Source organism: Serratia sp. EC4 (assembly GCF_059652115.1).
In genome coordinates this window covers 147,647-168,918 of sequence record NZ_JBNIDE010000005.1, presented here as the reverse complement: position 1 = coordinate 168,918, position 21,272 = coordinate 147,647, and the positions used below count along the sequence as shown (strand labels likewise).

Here is a 21,272-nt window from a genome sequence, read left to right as displayed (position 1 = left end):
TCATCGTTTATTCCGTTGCCTGCAGCCGTTCAGCCAATCCGCTGCGGCGCTGGGTCGGCATACGAATGGCCCGCAGCAACACCGCCTCCGTGGCATACAGCGAGAGCTGCTTACGCGCGCGAGTGATCGCGGTATAGACCAATTCACGCGTCAGCACCGGCAGGAAGTGATTCGGCAACACCAGAACCGTATGGTCAAATTCCGATCCCTGAGATTTGTGCACCGTCATGGCATAGGCGGTTTCATGCGCCGGCAAACGGCTCGGCTGCACCGACTTGATGCTTCCATCCGGCAATTGGAAATGCACGCGCAGATCGCCGTGCTCATCCGGCAGCGTAATGCCGATGTCCCCATTGAACAGCCCCAGCGCGCTGTCGTTGCGGCCGATCATCACCGGCCGCCCCCGATACCAACGGCCGAGCACGCCCGGTTTGCGGTCGATCAGACCGGCGCGCTGCAACCCGATCTCAATGCGCTCGTTCAGGCCGGCGACGCCAAACGGCCCTTCACGCAGCGCGCACAGCACCTGGAAGCGGCCAAAGGCCGCCAGCACCGCCGCCGCGTCTGCGCCTTCGGCGGTCAGCCGCAAATAGTCGCGATAGCCCGCCACGCAGGCATCCAACAGCGTCTGATACTCTTCGCTCGTCGCCAGCGCATAACCCATGACATCGCCGAAACTGCCGTTTAGTGCCGCCAGCGCGCGCTCCCCCGCTCCGGCGTTGACCGCCAACGCCAGTTGACCGATGCCGGAACGGGCGTCGAAGCGATAGCTCTTGCGCAGCAGGCACAGGCTGTCGCGCACCGCCGCTTCCGCAACGGCCTGCTGTCCTTCGATCGAACAGCCGGTCAGGCGGCTCAGCTCTGCAGCGCGCGCATCGCTGTATCCCTGCTCGGCAAAACGGCAAATATCCCCCAGCACCGCGCCGGCCTCCACCGAGGCCAGCTGATCGCGGTCGCCAAGGAAAATCACCCGGGCCCGATCGGGCAACGCGGCAATCAGGCGCGCCATCATCGGCAGATCGACCATCGAGGCCTCATCCACCACCAGCACATCCAAATGCAGCCGGTTGCCGCGGTGATAGCGCATGCGCTGACTGTTCGGTTGCGCCCCCAACAGGCGGTGCAACGTCGCCGCCTCCGTCGGGAACAGCGCCTGCTGCGCCGGGGTCAACGCCAGCTGACGGCTGGCGCTGCCAAGCGACTCCGTCAGGCGCGCCGCCGCCTTCCCAGTCGGCGCCGCCAGCTGAATGCGCAAGCGCGCGCTTTCATCCAACTGCACCAGCGCCGCCAACAGCTTGGCGACGGTGGTGGTTTTACCGGTGCCCGGCCCGCCGGAAATGACCGCAATGCGCCGCGTGGCGGCCACCGCGGCGGCGATCTTCTGCCAATCGGGTTCGTCGCTCGCCGAGCCGAACAAACGGTCAAGAATAGTGCGCAGTTCAGCCTCCGGCACCGCCAGCGACTCGCCTTCGCCGCCGATAAACGCCGCCACTTCACCTTCGTTTTGCCACATGCGCTGCAGATACAAGCGTGGCCCGCGCAGCACCAGCGGCGTAGCCTCGCTGCCGTCCCCGACCGCCGCGCTGGCCGCCAGGCGCTGCTGCCAACGCACGCCATCCGGCCGCCCGGCCGCCTCCCACACCGCCAGCGCCAGCGCCGGTTGGCGCCCTTCAAACAGCGTATCCGCCTGCAGCTGCTCCAGCAACAGGCAGACGTGACCGGCCCCCGCCTCTGCGCTCAGGCAGGCGGCGGCCAGCAAAATATCGGGCTCGTCTTCGTTCGCCACCACGCGGGCGAACTGCACGTCCAGTGGGCGCAACACGCCAAGCGCCACCGCCTGCTCCAGCAGTGCGATCATGATCCATCCTCCGTCGCAGCAGCCTCGCCGCTGAACAAGCGATCCATCCCCGCCACCAGCTCAAACTCGGGAAGACAGGTGAAAATGCCGTTGCCCGGGTGCGCCGCATCCACGCCGCGCAGGAACAGATAAATCACCCCGCCGAAATGGCGCCGGTAATCGTAATCCGGCAGCCGATGACGTAGATAACGGTGCAGCGCCAGCGTATACAGCTGATATTGCAGATCGTAACGATGCTCCGCCATCGCCTGCTCCATCGCCGGCCGGGTATAGGCGCTGCTGTCTTCCCCCAACCAGTTGGACTTGTAGTCCAGCAGGTAGTATTTGCCCTGCCAACAGAACACCAGGTCGATAAAGCCTTTCAGCATGCCTTGCACCTGATGGAAATCCAGCGCCGGACAGCGGGCGGAAAGCGGATCGTAACGCTTCACCAGGGCATCGAGCTCCTTCGCCTGCAACAGCCGGTTGATCGGCAAATAGAACTGCAGCTCGGCCTGCTTATGCTGCGGCGTCAGCGCCGCCAGCGTCACGCCGCTGTCGTCGAGCGACGTATTGAGCAGCACCTGCATCCACGCCAGCAGAATCGGTTGCCAGTGTTCGGCGAACCCTTGCTGCTGCAGCTGTTCCAGCAGCCACTGTTCGTCGAGCGGCTGGGTGAAGTCCAGCGTTTCAAACAGGCTGTGCAGGAAGGTGCCGGGCGTTGCGCCGCGCGGGAAGGTATGCGGTGTAAGCGCTGGCTCACTTTCTTCCCCGCGCTCACCGGCCGCGTCGACATCCAGACGCGGCAGCAGATCCTGCATCAAGCTCGCGCCGTGCTGTTGCAAACCGGTATAGCTGGTCACCCGCCAAAAATCCTGGATCCGCCGGGTAAAGCTTTTCGCCGCCAGCGCTTCGGCCAGTGACGCCTGGGGTTGCCAGGGTTCTTCGTCCGGCGGTTCAACCAGCGACAGCGCGATACCCCCGCCCGCCAATTGCTGCAGACGTTCCTGCAGATACACGGCGTCGCCGGCCTGCCCGCCCTGCACCAGATAACCCAATGCGCTGCGGTGCAGATCGGTATCGCCCTGTTTCTTGCGCGTGCCCTGGAACAACGGCGCGATGCCGATGCTGCAGTGGTACACCGAGCGGGTCAGCGCCACGTACAGCAGACGCAGATCTTCCGCCAAGCGCTCCTCCTCCGCCCAGGCCTGGCTCTCTTCATTAGCGTCGAGATCCAGCAACGCCTGGAAACTGTGGCGATCGTGATACAGCGCCTGTTGCTGCTGGCGGAAGTTGCCGACGAACGGCAGCCACACCAGATCGAACTCCAGTCCCTTGGATTTGTGGATCGTGATCACCTGCACCAGATGCCGGTCGCTCTCCAGCCGCAGCTGCTGATTATCGGACTGACGATTAGGCTGGGCGATCTGCTGCGCCAGCCAGCGCACCAGCGCATGCTCGCTGTCGAGCTGCGCCGCCGCCTCTTGCAACAGTTCCCCCAGATGCAGCACGTCGGTCAAGCGACGCTCGCCGCCGGCGCTGGCCAACAGGTTCTCCGCCAGCTGGCGCGCTTTCATCACCTCGCTCAGCATCGGCAACACGCCGCGGCGCAGCCAGAGCGTGCGGTAATTGTCGAACTCGTTAACCAGCGCGTCCCAGGCGCGCTCATCGCGGCTCAGGCCGTCCAGCGTCGGCGCGTCCAACCCCATCAGCCCGGTGGCCATGGCGCTGCGCAGCGTGCGCTCCTGCTCCGGCGCCAACACCGCCTGCAGCAACCACAGCAGGTCTTTGGCCTCCGGGGTGTCAAACACGCTGTCGCGGTTGGACAGATAGACCGACGGAATAGACAGCGCGCTCAGCGCATCGCGCACCAACGCCGCCTCATTGCGGCTGCGCACCAGCACCGTGATATCAGAGGCTTGTACCGGCCGTGACGCCTTGCCGCTCTGCAGCCGCGCCTGGCCCTGCTGCCCGGCGCTGAGCCAGTCGCGAATTTGCGTGGCGCACAGGCGCGCCATCAGCTGTTGGTAATCACTTACACCCGCGCCTTCCCCCTGCTGCAGCCAGAACTGCATCGCCGGCTGCGGCTTGCCGTGCAATTCAAACGCCAGCCCTTGGTTCTTTTCCGCCGCGTTAACTTCAATAAAGGGGATTTGGCCGAACAGGAAAGGCTTTTCTACCTGAGAAAACAGGTGATTGACGCTGGCGACCATCGACGGCGACGAGCGCCAGTTGGTCTCCAGCGTATAGTGGGCGCTCACCTCTGAACGCGCGCGCATGTAGGTAAAGATGTCGGCGCCGCGAAAGGCGTAAATCGCCTGCTTGGGATCGCCGATCAACAGCAGGCCGCAATCAGGCCGGCCGACGTAAAGTTTTTGGAAAATACGGTATTGCTGCGGATCGGTATCCTGGAATTCATCGATCATCGCCACCGGGTATCGCTGGCGGATCGCCTGCGCCAGCTGTTCGCCGCCGCCGCTTTGCAGGGCGCCGTCCAGCCGGCTGAGCAGGTCATCAAATCCCAGTTCGGCGCGCTGGCGCTTTTCCTGCTGAATGGAGGTGCGGATCTCGCTGAGCGCGCGCGCCATGATCAGGTCGCGCAGCGTCAAGGGTTCATCGCACAACTCATCTATCGCCGTGAACAGCGTATGCCGCGGCGGCTCACCTTTCTTGGTCTTCTCCAGCAGCACCGTCTGGCGAAATTTATCCAGTTCCTTCGGCAACTGGTAGTCCTGAGTCTCCTGCCCGCTCCATTCGCCGACCTTGTTCAGCCAGTTCGGCAGGTGTTTACTGCTGTAGCTGCGCTTATCGACGCCGGACTGGGCGATCAACGCTTCCAGATCGCCCGCCTCCGCCCGCCATTGCGCCTTGATGGCGTCGATGCGCGCGACGATCTGCTCGTGGCGCATCAGGACGGTTTCTTCATCCTTCGGCGGCCGACGCAGCGCCGGCGCTTCACCGTGCAGATAGCCGGAGAGATCGGCCAGCAACGCTTCCGGGCCGCTCCACTCCTGGCTGACCGCACGCGCCACGCCCAGCGGCAACGGATAGCAGTGGCGACGCCAGAAATCGGCGCAGGCCTGCCGCCGCAGCGGCAGCTCGTCCTGCACCAGCGTTTGTTCAAACAGCATGCCGGACTCGAAGGCGTTGTGCGTCAGCATTCGTTGGCAAAAGCCGTGAATGGTGTAGATCGCCGCTTCGTCCATCTGCCGCTCCGCCGCCAGCAGCTGCGAGGCGGCGTCGGTCAAATCGTCAATTTCAGCCATCAGCGCCGAAAACAGCGGGTTGGCGCTGACACCGCGCACGCAGGCGATGCGTAATCCGTGAATATTGTCGCGGATGCGCCCGCGCAGCTCCTCGGTGGCAGCCTCGGTAAAGGTCACCACCAGGATTTCTTCGACCGTCAGCAGGCGGGGAAACGCGGCTTCACCGCCCAACCCCAGCAGCAAACGCAGGTACAGCGCGCCGATGGTAAAAGTTTTGCCGGTGCCCGCCGACGCTTCTATCAGGCGTTCGCCGAACAGCGGCAGCGACAGAGGCTCCAACCTCTGCGGGGCAATTTCCGTCATGGCGTCGCCACTTTACGCGGCAAAATCTGCTGCAATGCCGACGCGTTCGGATAGGTGACCCAGTCCTTAGGCGCCGCGTAATCCGCCTTGTCTTGCCCGCTGCCGCTGACCTGCGACAGCACCGCCAGCCCCTGCGGCTGGATCACCGCCTGGTGGAAATAATCCGCCAGTTTGGCCGGCGTCAGCTGTTGCACCTGCGCGATCAGCTTCTGACGGGTATCAAAGGCGAAGTTGCCGCGATCGAAATCGTTGGCGAACCGGCTGGCCTCCTCGCTCAGGGTTTGCGGCCGCTGTTTCAGCTCATTGATCAGCGCCTGTTTGTACTGTTCAAAGTCCGCCTCGCTCATGTCACGCAGGCGTTTCTCGGTTTTCGGGTAGAAATCCTGATAGCGCTGGTACAGGTAGGCCGGCTGTTTGCTGTTGCTCTGCAACAGGAAGCCCACGCCCCACTGGCGCCCTACCGACATCGGGAAGGCGAAGACCGCGTACCCCAATTGCTCCTGCGTGCGCAGCTGGCTGTAAAACCACGGCTGAATAATCTGCCCCAGCAGCGAACTGTAGGCCATGCCGGTCACTTCGTCGTAGCCGGTCGGCACATAAACCGCCGCCAGCGCCGAGTCAGTGCTGCTGCCCACCTGTTGCAGGTTGGCCAGATGATTCTTGTCCACCACCACGTCTTCGCCGTGCCACCATTCGCTACCGGTACAGCCCAGACGATGTTTTAACGTCGACGCCAACGTGTCGACCTGCTGCTTGCTCATGTTGCCCACTACCAGCAGCTCCGGCGTGGCCTCGGCCAGCAGGCTGTCGCGATAGGCCAGCACGTCTTTCAGCGTTAACGTCTTCAGCACCTCGCGGCGCTCGCTGCGTTCGGAGTACGGCACGCGGGAAACCATCTGCACCGGCTGAATGGCCAGCTCAAACGCCTTGCCCTTCTCGGCGGCGTCCAACTGCTCCAGATACCAGGATTTGGCTTGCGCCAACTGATCTTCCGTCGGCGTGAAGCTGGAATAACCCTCGATCAGCGCCGTCAGCAACTGCGGCAAACGCTGGGTGAAGCCGTTGGCGTTAAACATCAGACCGTTGTTCGGCGAGGTCGAGAAGCTCAACCCGCCGACCGACGCCTGATAGCTCAACTGATCCAGCGCGAGGCCGGCCAGATAATCCGTCAGCGAGAACAGCACCTGATTGCGCGCGGAATCCATGGTTTTGGCGTTGCGGAAAGCGACGGTGACGTCGGCCTTCGGTTCGTCGGCGAAGTAACGACTCGGCATGTACAGCACGCGCAGGCCGGGTTTATCCACCACCCTTTCCGGTTTTTTGAACTCGTGCGATGGCTTGGTCAGGGTAAAGTCATCCGGGATGTACGGGTTGAGCGCCGGCAGCGACAGGGAAATGCCGCTCTCCAACTGCTGCCACTGCGTAAAGCGCTGCGGCGTGATTTTGTCGACCTGGTAAGGCGCGTTGACGAAATAGGCCGTCTTGTTGTGCGGTTCATCCGGGCTGACGAACCAGATGCGCGCGTTTTGCGGCGTCATGGCGTCCAGGCGTTCGGCGATCGCCTTAGGATCATAACGGTCGGCCAGATAAGGCGCGTCCAGCGCATGCTCAACCGGAACGCGCAGCATGGTGTCCACCAGCCATTCGATATAGTCCATGTCGCGCGTGATCGACGGATAACGGAAGTCCAGGTTCAGAACATGCGAGATTTCATCGAAGTAGCTCTGCTTGATGCCTTCGCTGCGCAGCATTTTCAGGTAGTTGAAAATAGCGGCGACGACTTGGTCGCGCTGGGCCAGGCCTTTGTCGGTCAGCGAGACGCTGATAGCGAAGACGCCGCCGTTGCGATCCACCATCGGATCGGCGCCGGCATTGATGGCGTCCGCCAGCCCCTGCTTCTGCAACCAGTCAGACAAGGTATTTTTGCTGCGGTTGCCGATCAGGTAGCTGATGTAGGTATCGGTTTTGCTGCGAAACGCGGCGCTGTTGTTATCGATGCGGAACTCGACCTTCAGCTGCTTGCGCGGCTGCGCCGGCACATAGTGAATGATGATGCCCTGCTGTTCCGGCGTCACGGCCGGCACGGTGATCGGCGGCACGCTGGCGTCATGATTCGGCACGCGGCCAAAGGTTTTCGCCGCAATGTCAGCCAGCTGCGGCAGCGGCTGATTGCCGTACAAAACGCCCATCATCAGATTGGCGGAATAGTAGCGCTTATAGAAGCCGGTCAGTTCATCGTGCAACTTGCTGTCCGGCTTGTCTTTCAACGTATCGAGATTGCCGCCGGAGAAGCGCGCGCTCGGGTGCGCCGGGTTAAGGGTTTCCGCGCCGACCTGCGCCATGCGCATGCCGTCGCGCGAACGCGCCATCGTCAACTCGGCGTTCACCGCATTGCGCTCGCGATCGGCATTGCCCGGATCCAGCAGCGGCTCGGCAATAGCGTCGGCCATGCGGTCGACCGCCGGCTCCAGCGCATCATTTTCCACTTCCAGATAGAAGGCGGTGCGATAAGAGGCCGTGCTGGCGTTGTGGCTGCCGCCGTGCTTTTTCAGGAATTCGGACAGGTTTTCCGGCTCTGGATAGCGTTTGGAGCCCATCAGCACCATATGTTCCAGATAGTGCGCCAATCCCAGTTGGCTGTTCGGATCTTCGAGCGATCCAACCGGCAATGCCAGCGCCGCCAGCGATTTCGGCGCCTGGGCATCAGACACCAGCAACACCGTCATGCCGTTAGCCAACTTGATCGCTTCATACTGACGCGGATCGTGTTCGCTCTTGTTGATCTTCTCCGTCAGCGGTTGCCATCCTTGCGCGGCCCAACTCAACGGTGCCCAACACATAGCCAATAGTACCAGCCCGGTGATACGGACCAACTGTCTGCGCATATCCAAAATAAACCCCTATTCTGACGTCGCTACGCCCACTCCCTGACGTTGGCGACGTGCATCAAAACCACATAACCAAATCTGTACTCGCCGGGATCTTCGCCAATGTGGCGGCCCGAAACACGGCGGGTATATGCCTGTACGTTATGTAAGACCGGGAATCACCCCAATGGTTGAATATAACCTTCGTTATTTTTACCACCTCCCGCCGTACAGCACCACCGGCGGATTGTTACCCCAGGTTATGCCGCGCCACCGGCAGCAGATAACGCTCTGTTTCGGCCAGTATTTGCGCTAAGTATTCATTATCCAATTGGCGGAACACGCGCTGCACGTAGGGATCTTCCCCTTCTCCGGGAATGCGCTGATCGCCCTGCCAAGCCTGCAGCAATTTGGCGCGTGCCTTAATTTGCGCTTCTTCCTCCCAGTCGATTTGCTGCGTTTCCGGCTGATAGCACTGACTCAGCCACGCCCAGCCGCTCTTGTTCAGCAACAGCAGCGGCTGACACAAACCGCGCTGATAGCCCGCCAGCAGTTCCGCCAGCTGCGCCTGCGCCTCTTCAGGCGCCAGCGCGGCAAAGCGCCAGGCGGAGTTCTTGCGACCGTAGATGCGGCTCTCGCCGGTGCCGCCGGCGCAGCAGTACACTAGGTGCTCCAGCCACAGCAATATGCCGTCCACCGCCGACAACGTGGCGGGCCGCCAGCGCAACAGGCCGTCATCCTGCACCTGATGCAGCCAGCCGCTGAGACGTACGCCGGCGATATCGATATCCAGCTCCAGGCTATGGCTCTCTGCGCGTTCCGCACGCACCTGCTCGGCCAGTTCGCTCATCTCTTCCTGCTGCTTTTGCCAATAGATCTCGCCGAAGGCGCCATAGGGCAAGCCGCCGGCGGCACGCACCCGTTGGAACAACCGTTCGGGATCGTCGCCGTCGATCAGGGTATTCAGCAGTTGGCTGTTGAACTGGTAGCGGCTGAGGTTATCCAGCGTGAAGGGCTCTTCGTCCGGCAGCTCAGTCTCTTCCAGGATAAAACTGACGCCCAGCCGCAGCTGGAAGAAGGCGCGGATAGGATGGCGGTAAAACCGCAGCAGCTCATCCAACGATATTTGCTGCAGCGCTTCGGCGGGCAGCGGTTGGTTGAAGGCCGGGTGCGCCGCACCGCGACCATCGGCGGCGGGCAGCCACTCGGCGGCATAACTTTGTTCCTCCGAGCCCGGCAAGAAATTCTCGGCGGCGAACGGCATGCGCGCGTGCCACTTAAGCAAATGCTCACCAACCCGCCGAGCACTGTCGTCTGCGCTGAGTTCTTCATCTCCCGGCAGGCAATAGCTTTGTTCCAGGTACTCCAGCAGCTCGGTGACCAGCACCGAAGGGTAGCGCGGGCTGTTGTCCTGAATGGAACGGCCGATGAAACTGATATACAGCCGCTGTTGCGCGGACAAAATCGCTTCCAGGAACAGGTAGCGGTCGTCATCGCGCCGGCTGCGGTCGCCGCGTTTGACCTGCTGCGCCATCAGATCGAAACCCAGCGGCGGCAGCGTGCGCGGATACACGCCGTCGTTCATGCCCAGCAGGCACACCACCTTGAACGGAATGGAGCGCATCGGCATCAGCGTGCAGAAGTTGATTTGCCCGGCAAGGAAGCGCTGGCTGATGCGCTCCTGATCGAGGCGCGCCGCCAGATCGTCGCGCAGAATGGTCAACGGCACCTCATCGGGATAGCGCGCCGCCAGGCCAAAATTGATGGCCTGCTGCCACTGCTGCTCGATCAATGCCAGCACCACTTCGGTGTCGCTCTCCGCTTCGAAGAAGGCATCCAGCAGTTGCCGGCACAGCGGTAGCCACGCCTCGAGCGGGCGCGCTTCGCTCAAAATTTGCCGCCAGTGGCTGAGCTGCGCCAGCAGGTCTGCCAACTGCCCCGCCAGTTCGGCGACCAACCCGCTCGATTCGTCGTAAGGTAAAATGCCCTGCCAATCGCCGGCATTGCTGTCCATCGCGTAGCCGAGCAGCATGCGCGTAATACCGAAGCGCCAGGTATGCTGACCGGTGGCGGGCAGATCCAGTTCGCGCACGTTATCGTCGTCCAGGCCCCAGCGCACGCCGGATTCACCGACCCAGTGGCGCAACAGACGCAGCCCCTCTTCGCCAATGGCGAAACGGGCGGCCAGGGCCGGCACCTCCAGCAGCGCCAGCACCTGTTCCGAGGTAAAGCGGCTTTGCGGCAGATCGAGTAGTGAAATGAACGCCTGCAGCGCCGGATGCGCCTGCCGCGCTTTGCGGTCAGAAATGGCGAACGGCAGGTAGCGCTCGGCGGGGGCATTGCCGAACACCGCCTGAATATAAGGCGTGTAGCTGTCGATATCCGCCACCATCACGATGATATCGCGCGGCGTCAACGTGGGATCCTGCGCCAGCATGGTCAGCAGTTGATCGTGCAGCACCTCCACTTCCCGCTGCGGGCTGTGGCAGGCGTGCAGGCTGAGGGAGCGGTCGTTCTCATCAAGCGGGCGTTTGCTGAAGCTGCTTTCCAGCGTTTCCGCGGTAATACCGATCACCGCATGATCTTCCAACTCCAGCATGTCGCGCTGAACGGCGTGCAGCATGGTATCCGCCGGGATATCGACAAAGGCGTCGACCTCTTGCGCCCCTTCCATCTGCGACAGCAAATAGAGGTGATCGCGCCCCAGCTTGCCCCAAGAGGCCAGCAGCGGGTTGCTGAGTTGCTGCTGCCCTTCGGCGTCAAACAGGCGCGCCGCGTCGGCCGGCTCGCGAAACAGCCCTTGCTCGCGAGCCTGGTGGTAATGACGACGCTTGCGGCTCTGCAAGCGGGCCAGGAAAGCGTAATCCTGAATGTCGCCCCAATAGTAGCGACAAGGGTTGGTGAACATCAGGTGGATGTCGATATGCCGCCCCAGCGCCTGCAACGCTTCCAGATAGACCGGCGGCAACGCCGAGATGCCGCAGATAAACACCCGCGGCGGCAAACCGGGCGGGCACGTTGTTGCCTGCTCGAGCGCGTGGATAAAGCGGCTGTACAGATTGGCGCGGTGCCATTCCGGCTGCCCCAATTCGCGCGTGTACTCCACCAGCCGCGCCCAGAGCGGCGCCTGCCACTGCTGAGCCTCGGGCAGACCGTCGATGCGCTCGCCGCGCTGCCAGCTCTCCAGCCACTGCGGGCGATAAACCAAATACTGGTCGAACAGATCGGCAACCCGGCCGGCCAATTGGTGGATTTTGCGCTTGTCGCCGTCATCGGTGAGATAGTGCTGCAGTGGCGCAAACGCAGGCTGAGTCAGCATCTCCGGCAACAACCACATCAGCTTCCAGGTCATGGCATCCTTGCTGAAGGCGCTCTCTTTCGGAATATCCGGCAACACCCGGGTGAACATGTCCCAAATGAAGGTCGCCGGCAGCGGAAACGCGACATTGGCTGCGATACCGAACTGTTCCGCCAGCTGCATCTGCAGCCATTGCGCCATGCCGGGGCTTTGCACCAGCACCACCTCCTGTTGAAAAGGATCGGTCAACGGATCTCTGGCTATCAGCGCGCTGGTCAGCGTTTTCAACAAATCCAGCTGATTGGAATGATAAACAGTGAACATGAAGACTCCTTTAAAACAAAAGACATACGGCTCAAAAACGGGCGCAATACCAGCGGCTCAGCGTTGCCCACTGCCGCTGCGGCGTTTGGATCCTGACCGTCAATCGGCGACAATCGCTCCCCGCATCGTCAAGTGCCGTCTCGCGCCGCCACCCTTCCGGCAGCGGTTCAGCCTCGAGCCGGCCGATGACGGCGAACGCCTCCAACTGCTGGTGCGCCAGCCCCCAGGCTTGCCGGTAGTGCCACTGGCGCTGGAACGACTGCAACAGCACCTGATGATACTGTAACAAGCCAAGCAGCGACACCGAGAACAGCAAGGCCGCCACCAACACTTCCGGCAGACTGAAGCCGTTGCGGGATATCCACGCTGCCCGAGCGTTAGCCGTCACAGTCGGCCAACCTTTTCTCGGGACAAAAATCCAGCCGACCGCCCGGCTGTGCTTGCAACTTGCCAGCAGCCTCAGCGCCGTTAAAGGTGCCCCATTGATACAGCCATACCGGTTCACCGCCGCGCATCTCACCAAGGCCGCGTACCGTCACCACCCCCGCTCTGGCTGACAGCCGAGCGCAAGCCGTCAGTTCCACGCGCTGCCTGCATAGCCAGGCCGCTGCACTCAGTTCGGCGCGCGGCCAACGCTGGCTCATGCCCCAACTCAGCGCCGAAGCTGCCTGATTGTAAGCCTGAAGGTAACGCTGCTGATCGGCGGCCAGTAACAGCGCGTTATCCAATTGCCGCTGTTGCGCATTGAGCAACATCAGCCCCAGCGCCAGCAGCAACATCACCGCCGCCAGGGTGCTACCACCTCGCTGGTTTCGCCGCTTCATGGCAGCGCCGCCATTTCGACGCTCCCGCTCAGACTGCGCCTGATACGCGTATCGCTGACGGAGCGCCCCGTCAGCGTCAGGCGAGCCAATGCCGCGCCGTGATCGCCCCGCTCTATCGCCACATGAAACCGCTCAATGCGCACTTCGTCATGATCGAGTAGCCGCTCCCAGCCACCGCCCTCGCATTGGCTCACGCCGCGCTGCCCTTCCAAGCCGCCATTACGTAGCCGATAACCGAAATAGCCTGCATCCTCACCCGAAGTGAGCCATTGCCCGCTGCGAGCAATGTCGTAGGCAACGATAACGCAGCTGCCAGCCGTTTCTCCCGATGCCTGGCCCATCAGCAGCGGCCGGCCAGCGCACTGCCCGGCGCAAAAACCGGCGCGGCGCAGATCTTTCTCAATGCCGAACGCCAACTGTCGCAGCGTTGACTCCAGCCGAAAGTGCTGACCGACGGCCACGTTCTGCTGGCGTAACAGCGGGTAAGTTTTCGCCGCGCCGAGCGCGATCATGCTGCCGAACACCAGCGCCAACATCACCTCCGGCAAGGTAAAACCGCGTTCGAGAGTCAGCATGGCGCGATCCCTCTTATCCGGAGCCCTTCGCTGCACAAACGCAGCCGCCCACGGGCGGACAGCACCAGCCGCAGGCTGCCTGCGTCGTTGCTGAGAAGGATGTGCCCCGCCTGCGCAGTATTGCGCAAACCATAAAACCCAATCTCTTTGCCGGAGTAGCCGCTCAGCACAACGTCGCGATAAGGCGGCAAGAAAACGGAGCCTTCGGCGGAAACGCAATCCGTCGGTGGCACACCGCCGCCCAGGCACCAGGGCGTGCCATTCTTGAACCACAGCAGCGCCGTGCGGTTACGCCAGTTGGCGTCCGCCTGTAATCGCAGCAAAAACGCCAGCAGTTGTTGGGCCGTGTGTTCCAGCCGCAGCGCTTGCTGATGATAGCGCCATTGCCCGACGCCCCAGCCGGTGAGCATGGCGGCGATCAGGATCGCCGCCATTAGCTCAATCAGCGTCATGCCCCGTTGGCGATCATCGATGTTCGAGAGAGTATTGTCGTTCATGCCGCCAGTGTAAGGGCCGTAACAACGCGGTAAAGCCGCATGCGCAAGCGCTGCGGCAAGCTGCGCAATGTTTTCTCTACGATGGCAGACGGCGACAAAAAAATGCGGCGCGGTACGCAATGCGGATAAAAAAAGGGGCGCAATCGCTGCGCCCCTGGTGTGATGCGGTTAAGGTCAGATCGCGACCGGCGCCTTGATGGCCGGGTGCGGATCGTAACCTTCGATCTCGAAGTCTTCGAAACGGTAATCGAACAGTGAAGCCGGTTTGCGTTTGATCACCAGTTTCGGCAACGGACGCGGTTCACGCGTCAGCTGCAGCTGAGTCTGTTCCATGTGGTTGCTGTACAGGTGGGTATCGCCGCCGGTCCAGACGAAGTCGCCAACTTCCAGATCGCACTGCTGCGCCATCATGTGCACCAACAGCGCGTAGCTGGCGATGTTGAACGGCAGGCCGAGGAAAACGTCGCAGGAACGCTGGTACAGCTGGCAAGAGAGCTTGCCGTCCGCCACGTAGAACTGGAAGAACGCGTGGCACGGCGCCAACGCCATCTGATCCAGCTCGCCGACGTTCCAGGCGGAAACAATGATGCGACGCGAATCCGGATCTTGCTTCAGCTGTTGGAGCACGTTGCTCAGTTGATCGATCTGACGGCCGTCCGCTGCGCCCCAGGCGCGCCACTGTTTGCCGTACACCGGGCCGAGATCGCCGTTTTCATCGGCCCACTCGTCCCAAATGGTGACCTTGTTGTCACGCAGGTAGGCGATGTTGGTATCGCCGTTCAGGAACCATAACAGCTCATGAATGATCGAACGCAGATGACATTTCTTGGTGGTCACCAACGGGAAACCTTCCTGCAAGTTGAAACGCATCTGGTGGCCGAAAATCGACAATGTGCCAGTGCCGGTACGGTCGGCTTTAGGGGTGCCCTCAGCGAGCACCTTATTCATCAAATCCAGATACTGTTTCATTTGTTCCTCACGACAGTTGTTGCTGTGGGCGACGACGGTACGCCCAAATCATCATAATAATACCGGCCACCACCATCGGGATGGACAGGATCTGCCCCATGCTGATCACGCCGTCGAACAGGCCGAGCTGGGCATCCGGCTGGCGGAACGCTTCAACGATAATGCGGAATGCGCCATACCCGATCAGGAACAGGCCTGATACGGCGCCCATCGGCCGCGGCTTGCGAATAAACAGGTTCAGAATGATAAACAGCACCACGCCTTCCAGCAGCAATTCATACAGCTGCGACGGGTGGCGCGGCAGTACGCCGTACTGATTCAGCAAGGGCAACAAAGAGGGATCGGCGGCGGCGAGGGCCACGTCTTCGCTGCGCGAACTTGGGAACAACATCGCCCAAGGGGTATCGGTGGTCACGCGGCCCCACAGTTCGCCGTTGATAAAGTTGCCGAGGCGGCCGGCGCCCAGGCCGAATGGGATCAATGGCGCGATAAAATCGGAAACCTGGAAGAAGGTGCGTTTGGTGCGGCGAGCGAACCAGAACATCACCAGAATCACCCCCATCAAGCCGCCGTGGAACGACATGCCGCCATCCCAGACCTTGAACAGATAGAGCGGGTTATCCAAGAACAGCGGCAGGTTGTAGAACAGCACATAGCCGACGCGGCCGCCGACGAATACGCCCAGGAAGCCGGCGTAGAGCAGGTTTTCCACTTCGTCTTTGGTCCAGCCGCTGCCCGGCTTGTTGGCGCGACGCACCGCCAGCCACATGGCAAAAACGAAGCCGACCAGGTACATCAGGCCGTACCAATGCAGAGAAACCGGGCCAATGGAGAAAATGACCGGATCAAATTTAGGAAACGCCAGATAGCTATTGCTCATCTATCACCACAACATGTCTGTTATTTTTCCCCATGCGGGGGCGGCAGGTGCCAAGCGGCGACGGAGATTATCCCGCGCCTTGCAAACGGCGGCATTGGCCGCTGCGGTCTGCAAGGCGACGAGCATGCGCCGCGCTGAGGTTGCGCATCATAACATAGGCTTAGCGCGGTCCGGTCCGGCAGGGCGGGAAAAGTTCTGTAAAAAAATCACACCGCGCGGCGGTTATCGGCCCCCGCGGATCAGCCCGCCCATGCCGCGCCGCTCCATAAACGCCGCCACCAGATGGCGCACTTCGGTGGTCATCTGGGTGTTCAACACCCGGTGAGCCAGCATTTCGGCGTCGGCCAGGTCGATATGTCGCAGCAGGTATTTGATGCGCGCCACGCTGCGGCCATTCATGCTCAGATTGCGATAGCCCATGCCCACCAGCAACAGCGCGCCCATGGGATCGCCGGCCAACTCACCGCAGAGGCTAAGCTGCAGCCCGGCCGCTTTCCCCTGCTCGGCGATCAAGTTCAGCACCTGCAACATCGCGGGATGCAAACTGTCATACAGCGCGGCGACCCGCGTGTTATTGCGATCCACCGCCAGCAGGTACTGGGTCAAGTCGTTGGTGCCGACCGAAATGAAATCAACGCGCCCGGCCAAATGCGGGATCAGGAAAATCATCGATGGCACTTCCAGCATCACGCCGATTTTCGGTTTCGGGATCGCGTAGCCGAGCACCTCTTCCACCTCGCGCCCGGCTCGGTCAATCAGGCGTTTAGCTTCGTCGACCTCTTCAAGGCTGGTGATCATCGGCAGCAAAATACCCAGGTTGCCGGTGCCAGCATTGGCGCGCAGCATGGCGCGTACCTGAATCAAAAAGATCTCCGGCTGATCCAGAGTGATGCGGATGCCGCGCCACCCCAGGCAAGGGTTCTCTTCGCTGATCGGCATATAGGGCAGTTGCTTGTCGGCGCCGATATCCAGGGTGCGCAGCGTAACCGGCTTGCTCGGATAAAGCTGCAGCATACCTTGATACTGCGCGACCTGTTCTTCTTCGGAGGGGAAACCGCTTTGCAACATGAACGGGATTTCGGTGCGGTACAACCCCACGCCATCCACTCGGCCGCCCAACAGTTGTTCATGTTCCGGGCTGAGGCCGGCGTTCAGCATCACCTGGATACGCTCGCCGCTTTTCAGCTGCGCCGGTTGCTCGACGTCGTCTTCCGCCAGCTTGCTCAACTCCAGCTCTTCGCTGATCAGCCGTTGATATTCCTGCACCAGCACCGGTTCAGGATCGACCAACAGTTCACCGCGATACCCATCGACGATCAGCAACCGCTGGCTGAGCAGAGAAGGCTGGATGTCGGCGCCCATCACCGTCGGCACCCCCATCGCCCGCACCAAAATCGCCGCATGCGAGTTGGCGGCGCCGTCGCGCACCACCACGCCGACCAGGCGATCCTGCGGCACTTCGGCCAGCAATGTCGCGGTCAGCTCATCCGCCACCAGCACAAAACGCGCCGGCCACTGGGTGGCGCCCTGGGTGGTGTCATCGAGGTGGAACAGCAGGCGCTGGCCCAGCGCGCGCAGATCGCTGCCGCGCTCGCGCATGTAGGTGTCCTGCAGTTTGGCGAACTGTTCGGCAAAGGCTTCTATCACCTGTTTCACCGCCCACTCCGCCACCGAGCCGTTGTCGATTTCGGCGAACAGTTCGCGCTTGAGGCGGGCGTCGTTTAACAGGTGAGAATAAAGATCGAAGATCGCCGCGCTCTCTTTTTGCGAGCTGGCGGCAAAACGCTTGCTGAAGCGGCGAAACTCCGCGCCGGCCTCTTCCAGCGCCAGCGTCAGGCGCTCGCGCTCGCTGGCGGTGTCCAGCGTCGACGCGCGGTAAACCTGATCGAGCGAAGGCTGGCTACTGTCCTGCCACCCTTCAGCCACCGCCACGCCGGGCGAGGCCGCCAGCGCGCGCACGCGCGTTTGGCGATACTGGCCGAAAATGGCGTTGAGCTGCGACTGTGACAAGATCCCGGCCATCTGCGTGGCCAGGGTGACCATGAAAGACTCTTCGCTTTCATCGAACTGGCGCAGCTCGCGCTGCTGCACCACCAGCACCCCCAGCAGTTGGCGCCGATGAATGATCGGCACCCCGAGGAAGGATCGGAAACGATCCTCTTTCACCTGCGGAACGTATTTGAAACTGGGGTGGCTTTGGGCATCGGCCAGGTTGATAGGCTCGGCTCGGCGGCCGACCAACCCGACGACGCCCTCGTCAAACGCCAATGCGATAGTGCGCCCACGCGGCTTTTTCAGCCCGCGCGTGGCCATCAGGTAGTAGCAGCGGCGATCGTTGTCCGCCAGGTAGATGGAACACACTTCGGTGTCCATCGCCAGACAGGTTTCATTGACCAGCAGATCCAGCGCATCCGTCAGACTGGCCGCCGCGGCCACCTTCTCTACAATTTCTCGCAAGCGCGTGAGCATAGTCGGCTTAACTTAACCTCTCTTTCGGCGATAAGCGGGAGCCTGCCGCGGCGCCGCCTGCTCTTGCATCGGCATCACGGTCACGGCGAATTCTTTCATCACCCGGCGGTAGACGTCGCGTTTGAACGACACCACCTGGCGCACCGGATACCAGAAGCTCACCCAGCGCCAACCGTCGAACTCCGGCGTGCTGCTGCGCTGCATATTGATATCAGCGTCATTGCACAGTAGCTGCAACAAAAACCATTTTTGCTTTTGGCCGATACAAACCGGCTTTGTGTCCCAACGCACCAAACGTTTCGGCAATTTATAGCGCAACCAGTTGCGGGTCGAAGCCAGGATGCGCACATCCTTTTTACTCAGCCCCACTTCTTCGAACAGCTCACGGTACATCGCCTGCTCCGCAGTTTCGCCAGGGTTAATCCCACCTTGGGGAAACTGCCAGGAGTGCTGACCGTAACGGCGGGCCCATAAGACCTGCCCCTGACGATTACAGATTACGATACCAACATTCGGGCGGTAGCCATCATCATCGATCACCGGACTACCTCGATAAGCTTAAATTCGCATAGATGTCCTGATTGTTTCACACAAGCTACAGGCGGTAAACCACTGCTTTACGGCGCTGCGGGCCGGATAACATTGGGATAACTCACAGATATTGGCAAAGTTATAAACATACCCCAGCCTTTCAGACCGGTTTTATTCACTTTTTCTGTGGATAGGTGTGTGCAGAACTCGAGGGATAAGCCGGTAAAACTCTCGTCCCCTAAAATCCGCCCTCATACCTAAAAACAAATATTAAGACTAAAAACATATAGTTAAGTAATATCTCGCAGTGATACACAGGACAAAAATGTGATCTATGCACGGTAAGGATCTTACCCTGGCGAAAGATCCACCAACGCCGTTTTTATCCACAGATTATCCGGGCAAGTTACGCACAAAACGGACAAATTCGTAAAAACCCGCCTGAGTCAAGGCTGTAAATTGAACCAGTGATCGGTAAAAATTTGGGTTATCCCATAAATCTGTGGATAAATAGGTGTAAGATCCTGTTTATTGTCGGTGGCTTCAGGTGAACAAGCCCCGCGAGTGCATTGTCGCCCGCGTAAAGAAAGAAAAAAAGTCATGTAAAATCATGCTACTATTATTCTTTTCCCCAGGCGATAGCGGTTATCGCTCGCCGTGTATAATTGCAGTACGTTTTTCAACCAAATTCGACAGGCTTGATTTATGGCATTTTTATCCCCTTTGCCGCCCCCGCCGGAAAATGAACGGCAGCTGTTCGAGCGCGCTCAGGCGCTGGCCGGCTTCAGCTTTGGCGAACTGGCCGCCCGTGCGCAATTGCCGATCCCCAAGGATCTGAAACGCGATAAAGGCTGGGTGGGCATGCTGCTGGAGCTGTACCTCGGCGCCATGGCCGGCAGCAAACCGGAACAGGATTTTCCCGAGTTGGGCATTGAGCTAAAAACCATTCCTGTCGACGCCGCCGGCAAACCGCTGGAAACCACTTTCGTCTGCGTCGCCCCGCTCACCGGCAACAGCGGCGTCACCTGGGCCAGCAGCCACGTTCGCCACAAGCTGGCACGCGTGTTGTGGATACCGGTAGAAGGCGAACGGCAAATCCCGCTGGCCCAGCGCCGCGTCGGTTCGCCGCTGCTGTGGAGCCCGAGCCTTGCAGAAGAAGAGAGGTTGCGCCGCGATTGGGAAGAACTGATGGATCTGATCGTGCTCGGTCACGTAGAACGCATCACCGCACGCCACGGCGAAGTGCTGCAACTGCGCCCCAAAGCGGCCAACAACAAGGCGCTCACCGAAGCCATCGGCGAACAGGGGCAACCTATCATGACGCTGCCGCGCGGTTTCTATCTGAAAAAGGGTTTTACCGGCGCGCTGCTGGCAAGACATTTCTCAATCTAAGCGATTTCGTTTAACTCTGGTTTAGCTAACCCTGTCAGCGCCGCGATAAACGCGTATAATTCACGCTTTGCATTTATTAAGGTGTGTCGGGCAATGTTCGAATGGATTATGGATCCCAATGCCTGGTTAGCGTTAGGTACGCTAACCATTCTTGAGATCGTACTGGGTATTGATAACATCATTTTTCTGTCGCTGGTGGTAGCCAAGCTGCCCAAAGCGCAACAGAACAAAGCTCGCCGGCTCGGGCTGGCCGCCGCCATGCTGATGCGCCTGGCGCTGCTGGCCTCCATCGCCTGGGTGATCCGCTTGACGCACCCGCTGTTCACCGTGCTGGATCACGCCATTTCCGCCCGCGATTTAATCCTGCTGCTGGGGGGATTGTTCCTGATCTGGAAAGCCAGCAAAGAGATCCACGAAACCATCGAAGGTTCGGAAGAAGAGCACCACACCAAGGTGCACAGCTTCTTCGGCGCGATCGTGCAAATCATGCTGTTGGATATCATCTTCAGTCTGGATTCGGTGATTACCGCCGTGGGGCTTTCCGACCATCTGTTCATCATGATGGCGGCGGTGGTGATCGCCGTCGGCGTGATGATGTTCGCCGCCCGGCCGATCGGCGAGTTCGTCAACCGCCATCCGTCGGTAAAAATGCTGGCGCTGGCGTTCCTGATCCTGGTGGGCTTCACGCTGATGCTGGAAAGCTTCCAGGTGCACGTGCCGAAAGGCTACATCTATTTCGCCATGTTCTTCTCCATGTCGGTAGAAGCGCTCAATCTGATGCGCAGCAAAAAAAATCACGCGCCGGAATAACGCGATATGGAAGCCGCCACCGGCGGCTTCCGCCGTTTCATTGCCCCCTCATTTCACTTTTTCTTATCAGATAAAGACTTATCTGAGACGCCCCCGGCCGAGAGTTTGCTAATCTTGAAAGAACATTGTTTTCTGCATAATCGAGGATCCGCAGGATGAAAAAGTGGGTAATGGCAGTGTCTGCGCTGGTTATGGCCGCCGGTTTGGCGGGATGTTCCAGCGACTACGTCATGGCGACTAAAGACGGCAACATGATCCTGACGCAAGGCAAACCGGAGATCGACACAGACACCGGACTCATCAGTTATAAAGACGAGAAAGGCAACCACCGCCAGATCAACGGCGATCAGGTTTCCCAGGTTATCGAACGCTAATCACCGCTCGCCGGCTATCGCCCGTTCAAGCGCGGTAGCCCTCATTCGCCTGCGCA

At 60.6% G+C, this 21,272-nt stretch carries 15 protein-coding genes; 3 read left to right on the top strand and 12 right to left on the bottom strand.

The window, feature by feature from the left end; translation table 11 throughout:
- Positions 1-7: 7 nt before the first annotated feature.
- The 12 genes from recD to rppH form a co-directional block, all read right to left on the bottom strand.
- Entirely contained in the window at positions 8-1,858 is a 1,851-nt protein-coding gene (recD, locus tag ACP39K_RS16795; protein WP_244757779.1) for an exodeoxyribonuclease V subunit alpha, read from the bottom strand.
- Complete coding sequence (gene recB, locus ACP39K_RS16790) at positions 1,855-5,406, bottom strand: exodeoxyribonuclease V subunit beta (RefSeq protein WP_497008699.1); 3,552 nt, start codon at positions 5,404-5,406, stop codon at positions 1,855-1,857. The genes recD and recB overlap by 4 nt, the downstream gene beginning before the upstream one ends.
- Positions 5,403-8,291 carry a pitrilysin gene (gene ptrA, locus ACP39K_RS16785; RefSeq protein WP_060445384.1) on the bottom strand — a complete coding sequence of 963 codons (2,889 nt, stop codon included), beginning with the start codon at positions 8,289-8,291 and terminating at the stop codon, positions 5,403-5,405. The genes recB and ptrA overlap by 4 nt, the downstream gene beginning before the upstream one ends.
- A gap of 232 nt (positions 8,292-8,523) precedes the next feature.
- Positions 8,524-11,895, bottom strand: a complete 3,372-nt coding sequence (recC, locus tag ACP39K_RS16780) for an exodeoxyribonuclease V subunit gamma (RefSeq protein ID WP_147826903.1) — start codon at positions 11,893-11,895, stop codon at positions 8,524-8,526.
- Between the two features lie 31 nt (positions 11,896-11,926).
- Positions 11,927-12,283, bottom strand: coding sequence for a prepilin-type N-terminal cleavage/methylation domain-containing protein (locus ACP39K_RS16775; RefSeq protein WP_033639507.1), 357 nt, complete (start codon positions 12,281-12,283; stop codon positions 11,927-11,929).
- Positions 12,273-12,719 (bottom strand): YgdB family protein, encoded by a 447-nt coding sequence (locus tag ACP39K_RS16770; RefSeq protein ID WP_261280688.1) that lies wholly within the window; start codon positions 12,717-12,719, stop codon positions 12,273-12,275. The genes ACP39K_RS16775 and ACP39K_RS16770 overlap by 11 nt, the downstream gene beginning before the upstream one ends.
- Positions 12,716-13,294, bottom strand: coding sequence for a prepilin peptidase-dependent protein (locus ACP39K_RS16765; protein WP_497008698.1), 579 nt, complete (start codon positions 13,292-13,294; stop codon positions 12,716-12,718). Before ACP39K_RS16765 ends, ACP39K_RS16770 begins: the two co-directional genes overlap by 4 nt.
- Positions 13,288-13,791 (bottom strand): prepilin peptidase-dependent protein, encoded by a 504-nt coding sequence (locus ACP39K_RS16760; protein ID WP_033639503.1) that lies wholly within the window; start codon positions 13,789-13,791, stop codon positions 13,288-13,290. The genes ACP39K_RS16765 and ACP39K_RS16760 overlap by 7 nt, the downstream gene beginning before the upstream one ends.
- A gap of 174 nt (positions 13,792-13,965) precedes the next feature.
- Positions 13,966-14,760, bottom strand: coding sequence for a thymidylate synthase (thyA, locus tag ACP39K_RS16755; protein ID WP_016929918.1), 795 nt, complete (start codon positions 14,758-14,760; stop codon positions 13,966-13,968).
- Positions 14,761-14,767: 7 nt separating this feature from the next.
- Positions 14,768-15,640, bottom strand: coding sequence for a prolipoprotein diacylglyceryl transferase (gene lgt, locus ACP39K_RS16750; RefSeq protein ID WP_016929919.1), 873 nt, complete (start codon positions 15,638-15,640; stop codon positions 14,768-14,770).
- A 222-nt stretch (positions 15,641-15,862) separates the two neighbouring features.
- Positions 15,863-18,109 (bottom strand): phosphoenolpyruvate--protein phosphotransferase, encoded by a 2,247-nt coding sequence (gene ptsP, locus ACP39K_RS16745; protein ID WP_016929920.1) that lies wholly within the window; start codon positions 18,107-18,109, stop codon positions 15,863-15,865.
- A 12-nt stretch (positions 18,110-18,121) separates the two neighbouring features.
- On the bottom strand, positions 18,122-18,649 hold the full coding sequence (gene rppH, locus ACP39K_RS16740; RefSeq protein ID WP_004931849.1) for an RNA pyrophosphohydrolase: 528 nt from the start codon (positions 18,647-18,649) through the stop codon (positions 18,122-18,124).
- Positions 18,650-19,345: 696 nt separating this feature from the next.
- Between rppH and mutH the strand changes: the two genes are divergently transcribed.
- The 3 genes from mutH (at position 19,346) to ACP39K_RS16725 (ending at position 21,216) form a co-directional block, all read left to right on the top strand.
- Positions 19,346-20,032: a DNA mismatch repair endonuclease MutH gene (gene mutH, locus ACP39K_RS16735; protein ID WP_033632226.1), complete on the top strand. Its 687-nt coding sequence runs from the start codon at positions 19,346-19,348 to the stop codon at positions 20,030-20,032.
- A gap of 93 nt (positions 20,033-20,125) precedes the next feature.
- Entirely contained in the window at positions 20,126-20,842 is a 717-nt protein-coding gene (locus tag ACP39K_RS16730; RefSeq protein WP_016929922.1) for a TerC family protein, read from the top strand.
- A gap of 155 nt (positions 20,843-20,997) precedes the next feature.
- The gene (locus ACP39K_RS16725) at positions 20,998-21,216 is read left to right on the top strand and encodes a YgdI/YgdR family lipoprotein (protein WP_016929923.1); all 219 of its coding nucleotides are present in this window, start codon (positions 20,998-21,000) and stop codon (positions 21,214-21,216) included.
- Positions 21,217-21,272 lie beyond the last annotated feature (56 nt).

Coding starts and splice junctions, on each gene's coding strand:
- thyA (WP_016929918.1), bottom strand. CDS start 14,760: ATGAAACAGTATCTGGATTTGATGAATAAGGTGCTCGCTGAGGGCACC.
- mutH (WP_033632226.1), top strand. CDS start 19,346: ATGGCATTTTTATCCCCTTTGCCGCCCCCGCCGGAAAATGAACGGCAG.
- recB (WP_497008699.1), bottom strand. CDS start 5,406: ATGACGGAAATTGCCCCGCAGAGGTTGGAGCCTCTGTCGCTGCCGCTG.
- ACP39K_RS16725 (WP_016929923.1), top strand. CDS start 20,998: ATGAAAAAGTGGGTAATGGCAGTGTCTGCGCTGGTTATGGCCGCCGGT.
- ptrA (WP_060445384.1), bottom strand. CDS start 8,291: ATGCGCAGACAGTTGGTCCGTATCACCGGGCTGGTACTATTGGCTATG.
- recC (WP_147826903.1), bottom strand. CDS start 11,895: ATGTTCACTGTTTATCATTCCAATCAGCTGGATTTGTTGAAAACGCTG.
- ACP39K_RS16760 (WP_033639503.1), bottom strand. CDS start 13,791: ATGAACGACAATACTCTCTCGAACATCGATGATCGCCAACGGGGCATG.
- ACP39K_RS16730 (WP_016929922.1), top strand. CDS start 20,126: ATGTTCGAATGGATTATGGATCCCAATGCCTGGTTAGCGTTAGGTACG.
- lgt (WP_016929919.1), bottom strand. CDS start 15,640: ATGAGCAATAGCTATCTGGCGTTTCCTAAATTTGATCCGGTCATTTTC.
- ACP39K_RS16765 (WP_497008698.1), bottom strand. CDS start 13,294: ATGCTGACTCTCGAACGCGGTTTTACCTTGCCGGAGGTGATGTTGGCG.
- ACP39K_RS16770 (WP_261280688.1), bottom strand. CDS start 12,719: ATGAAGCGGCGAAACCAGCGAGGTGGTAGCACCCTGGCGGCGGTGATG.
- recD (WP_244757779.1), bottom strand. CDS start 1,858: ATGATCGCACTGCTGGAGCAGGCGGTGGCGCTTGGCGTGTTGCGCCCA.
- ptsP (WP_016929920.1), bottom strand. CDS start 18,109: ATGCTCACGCGCTTGCGAGAAATTGTAGAGAAGGTGGCCGCGGCGGCC.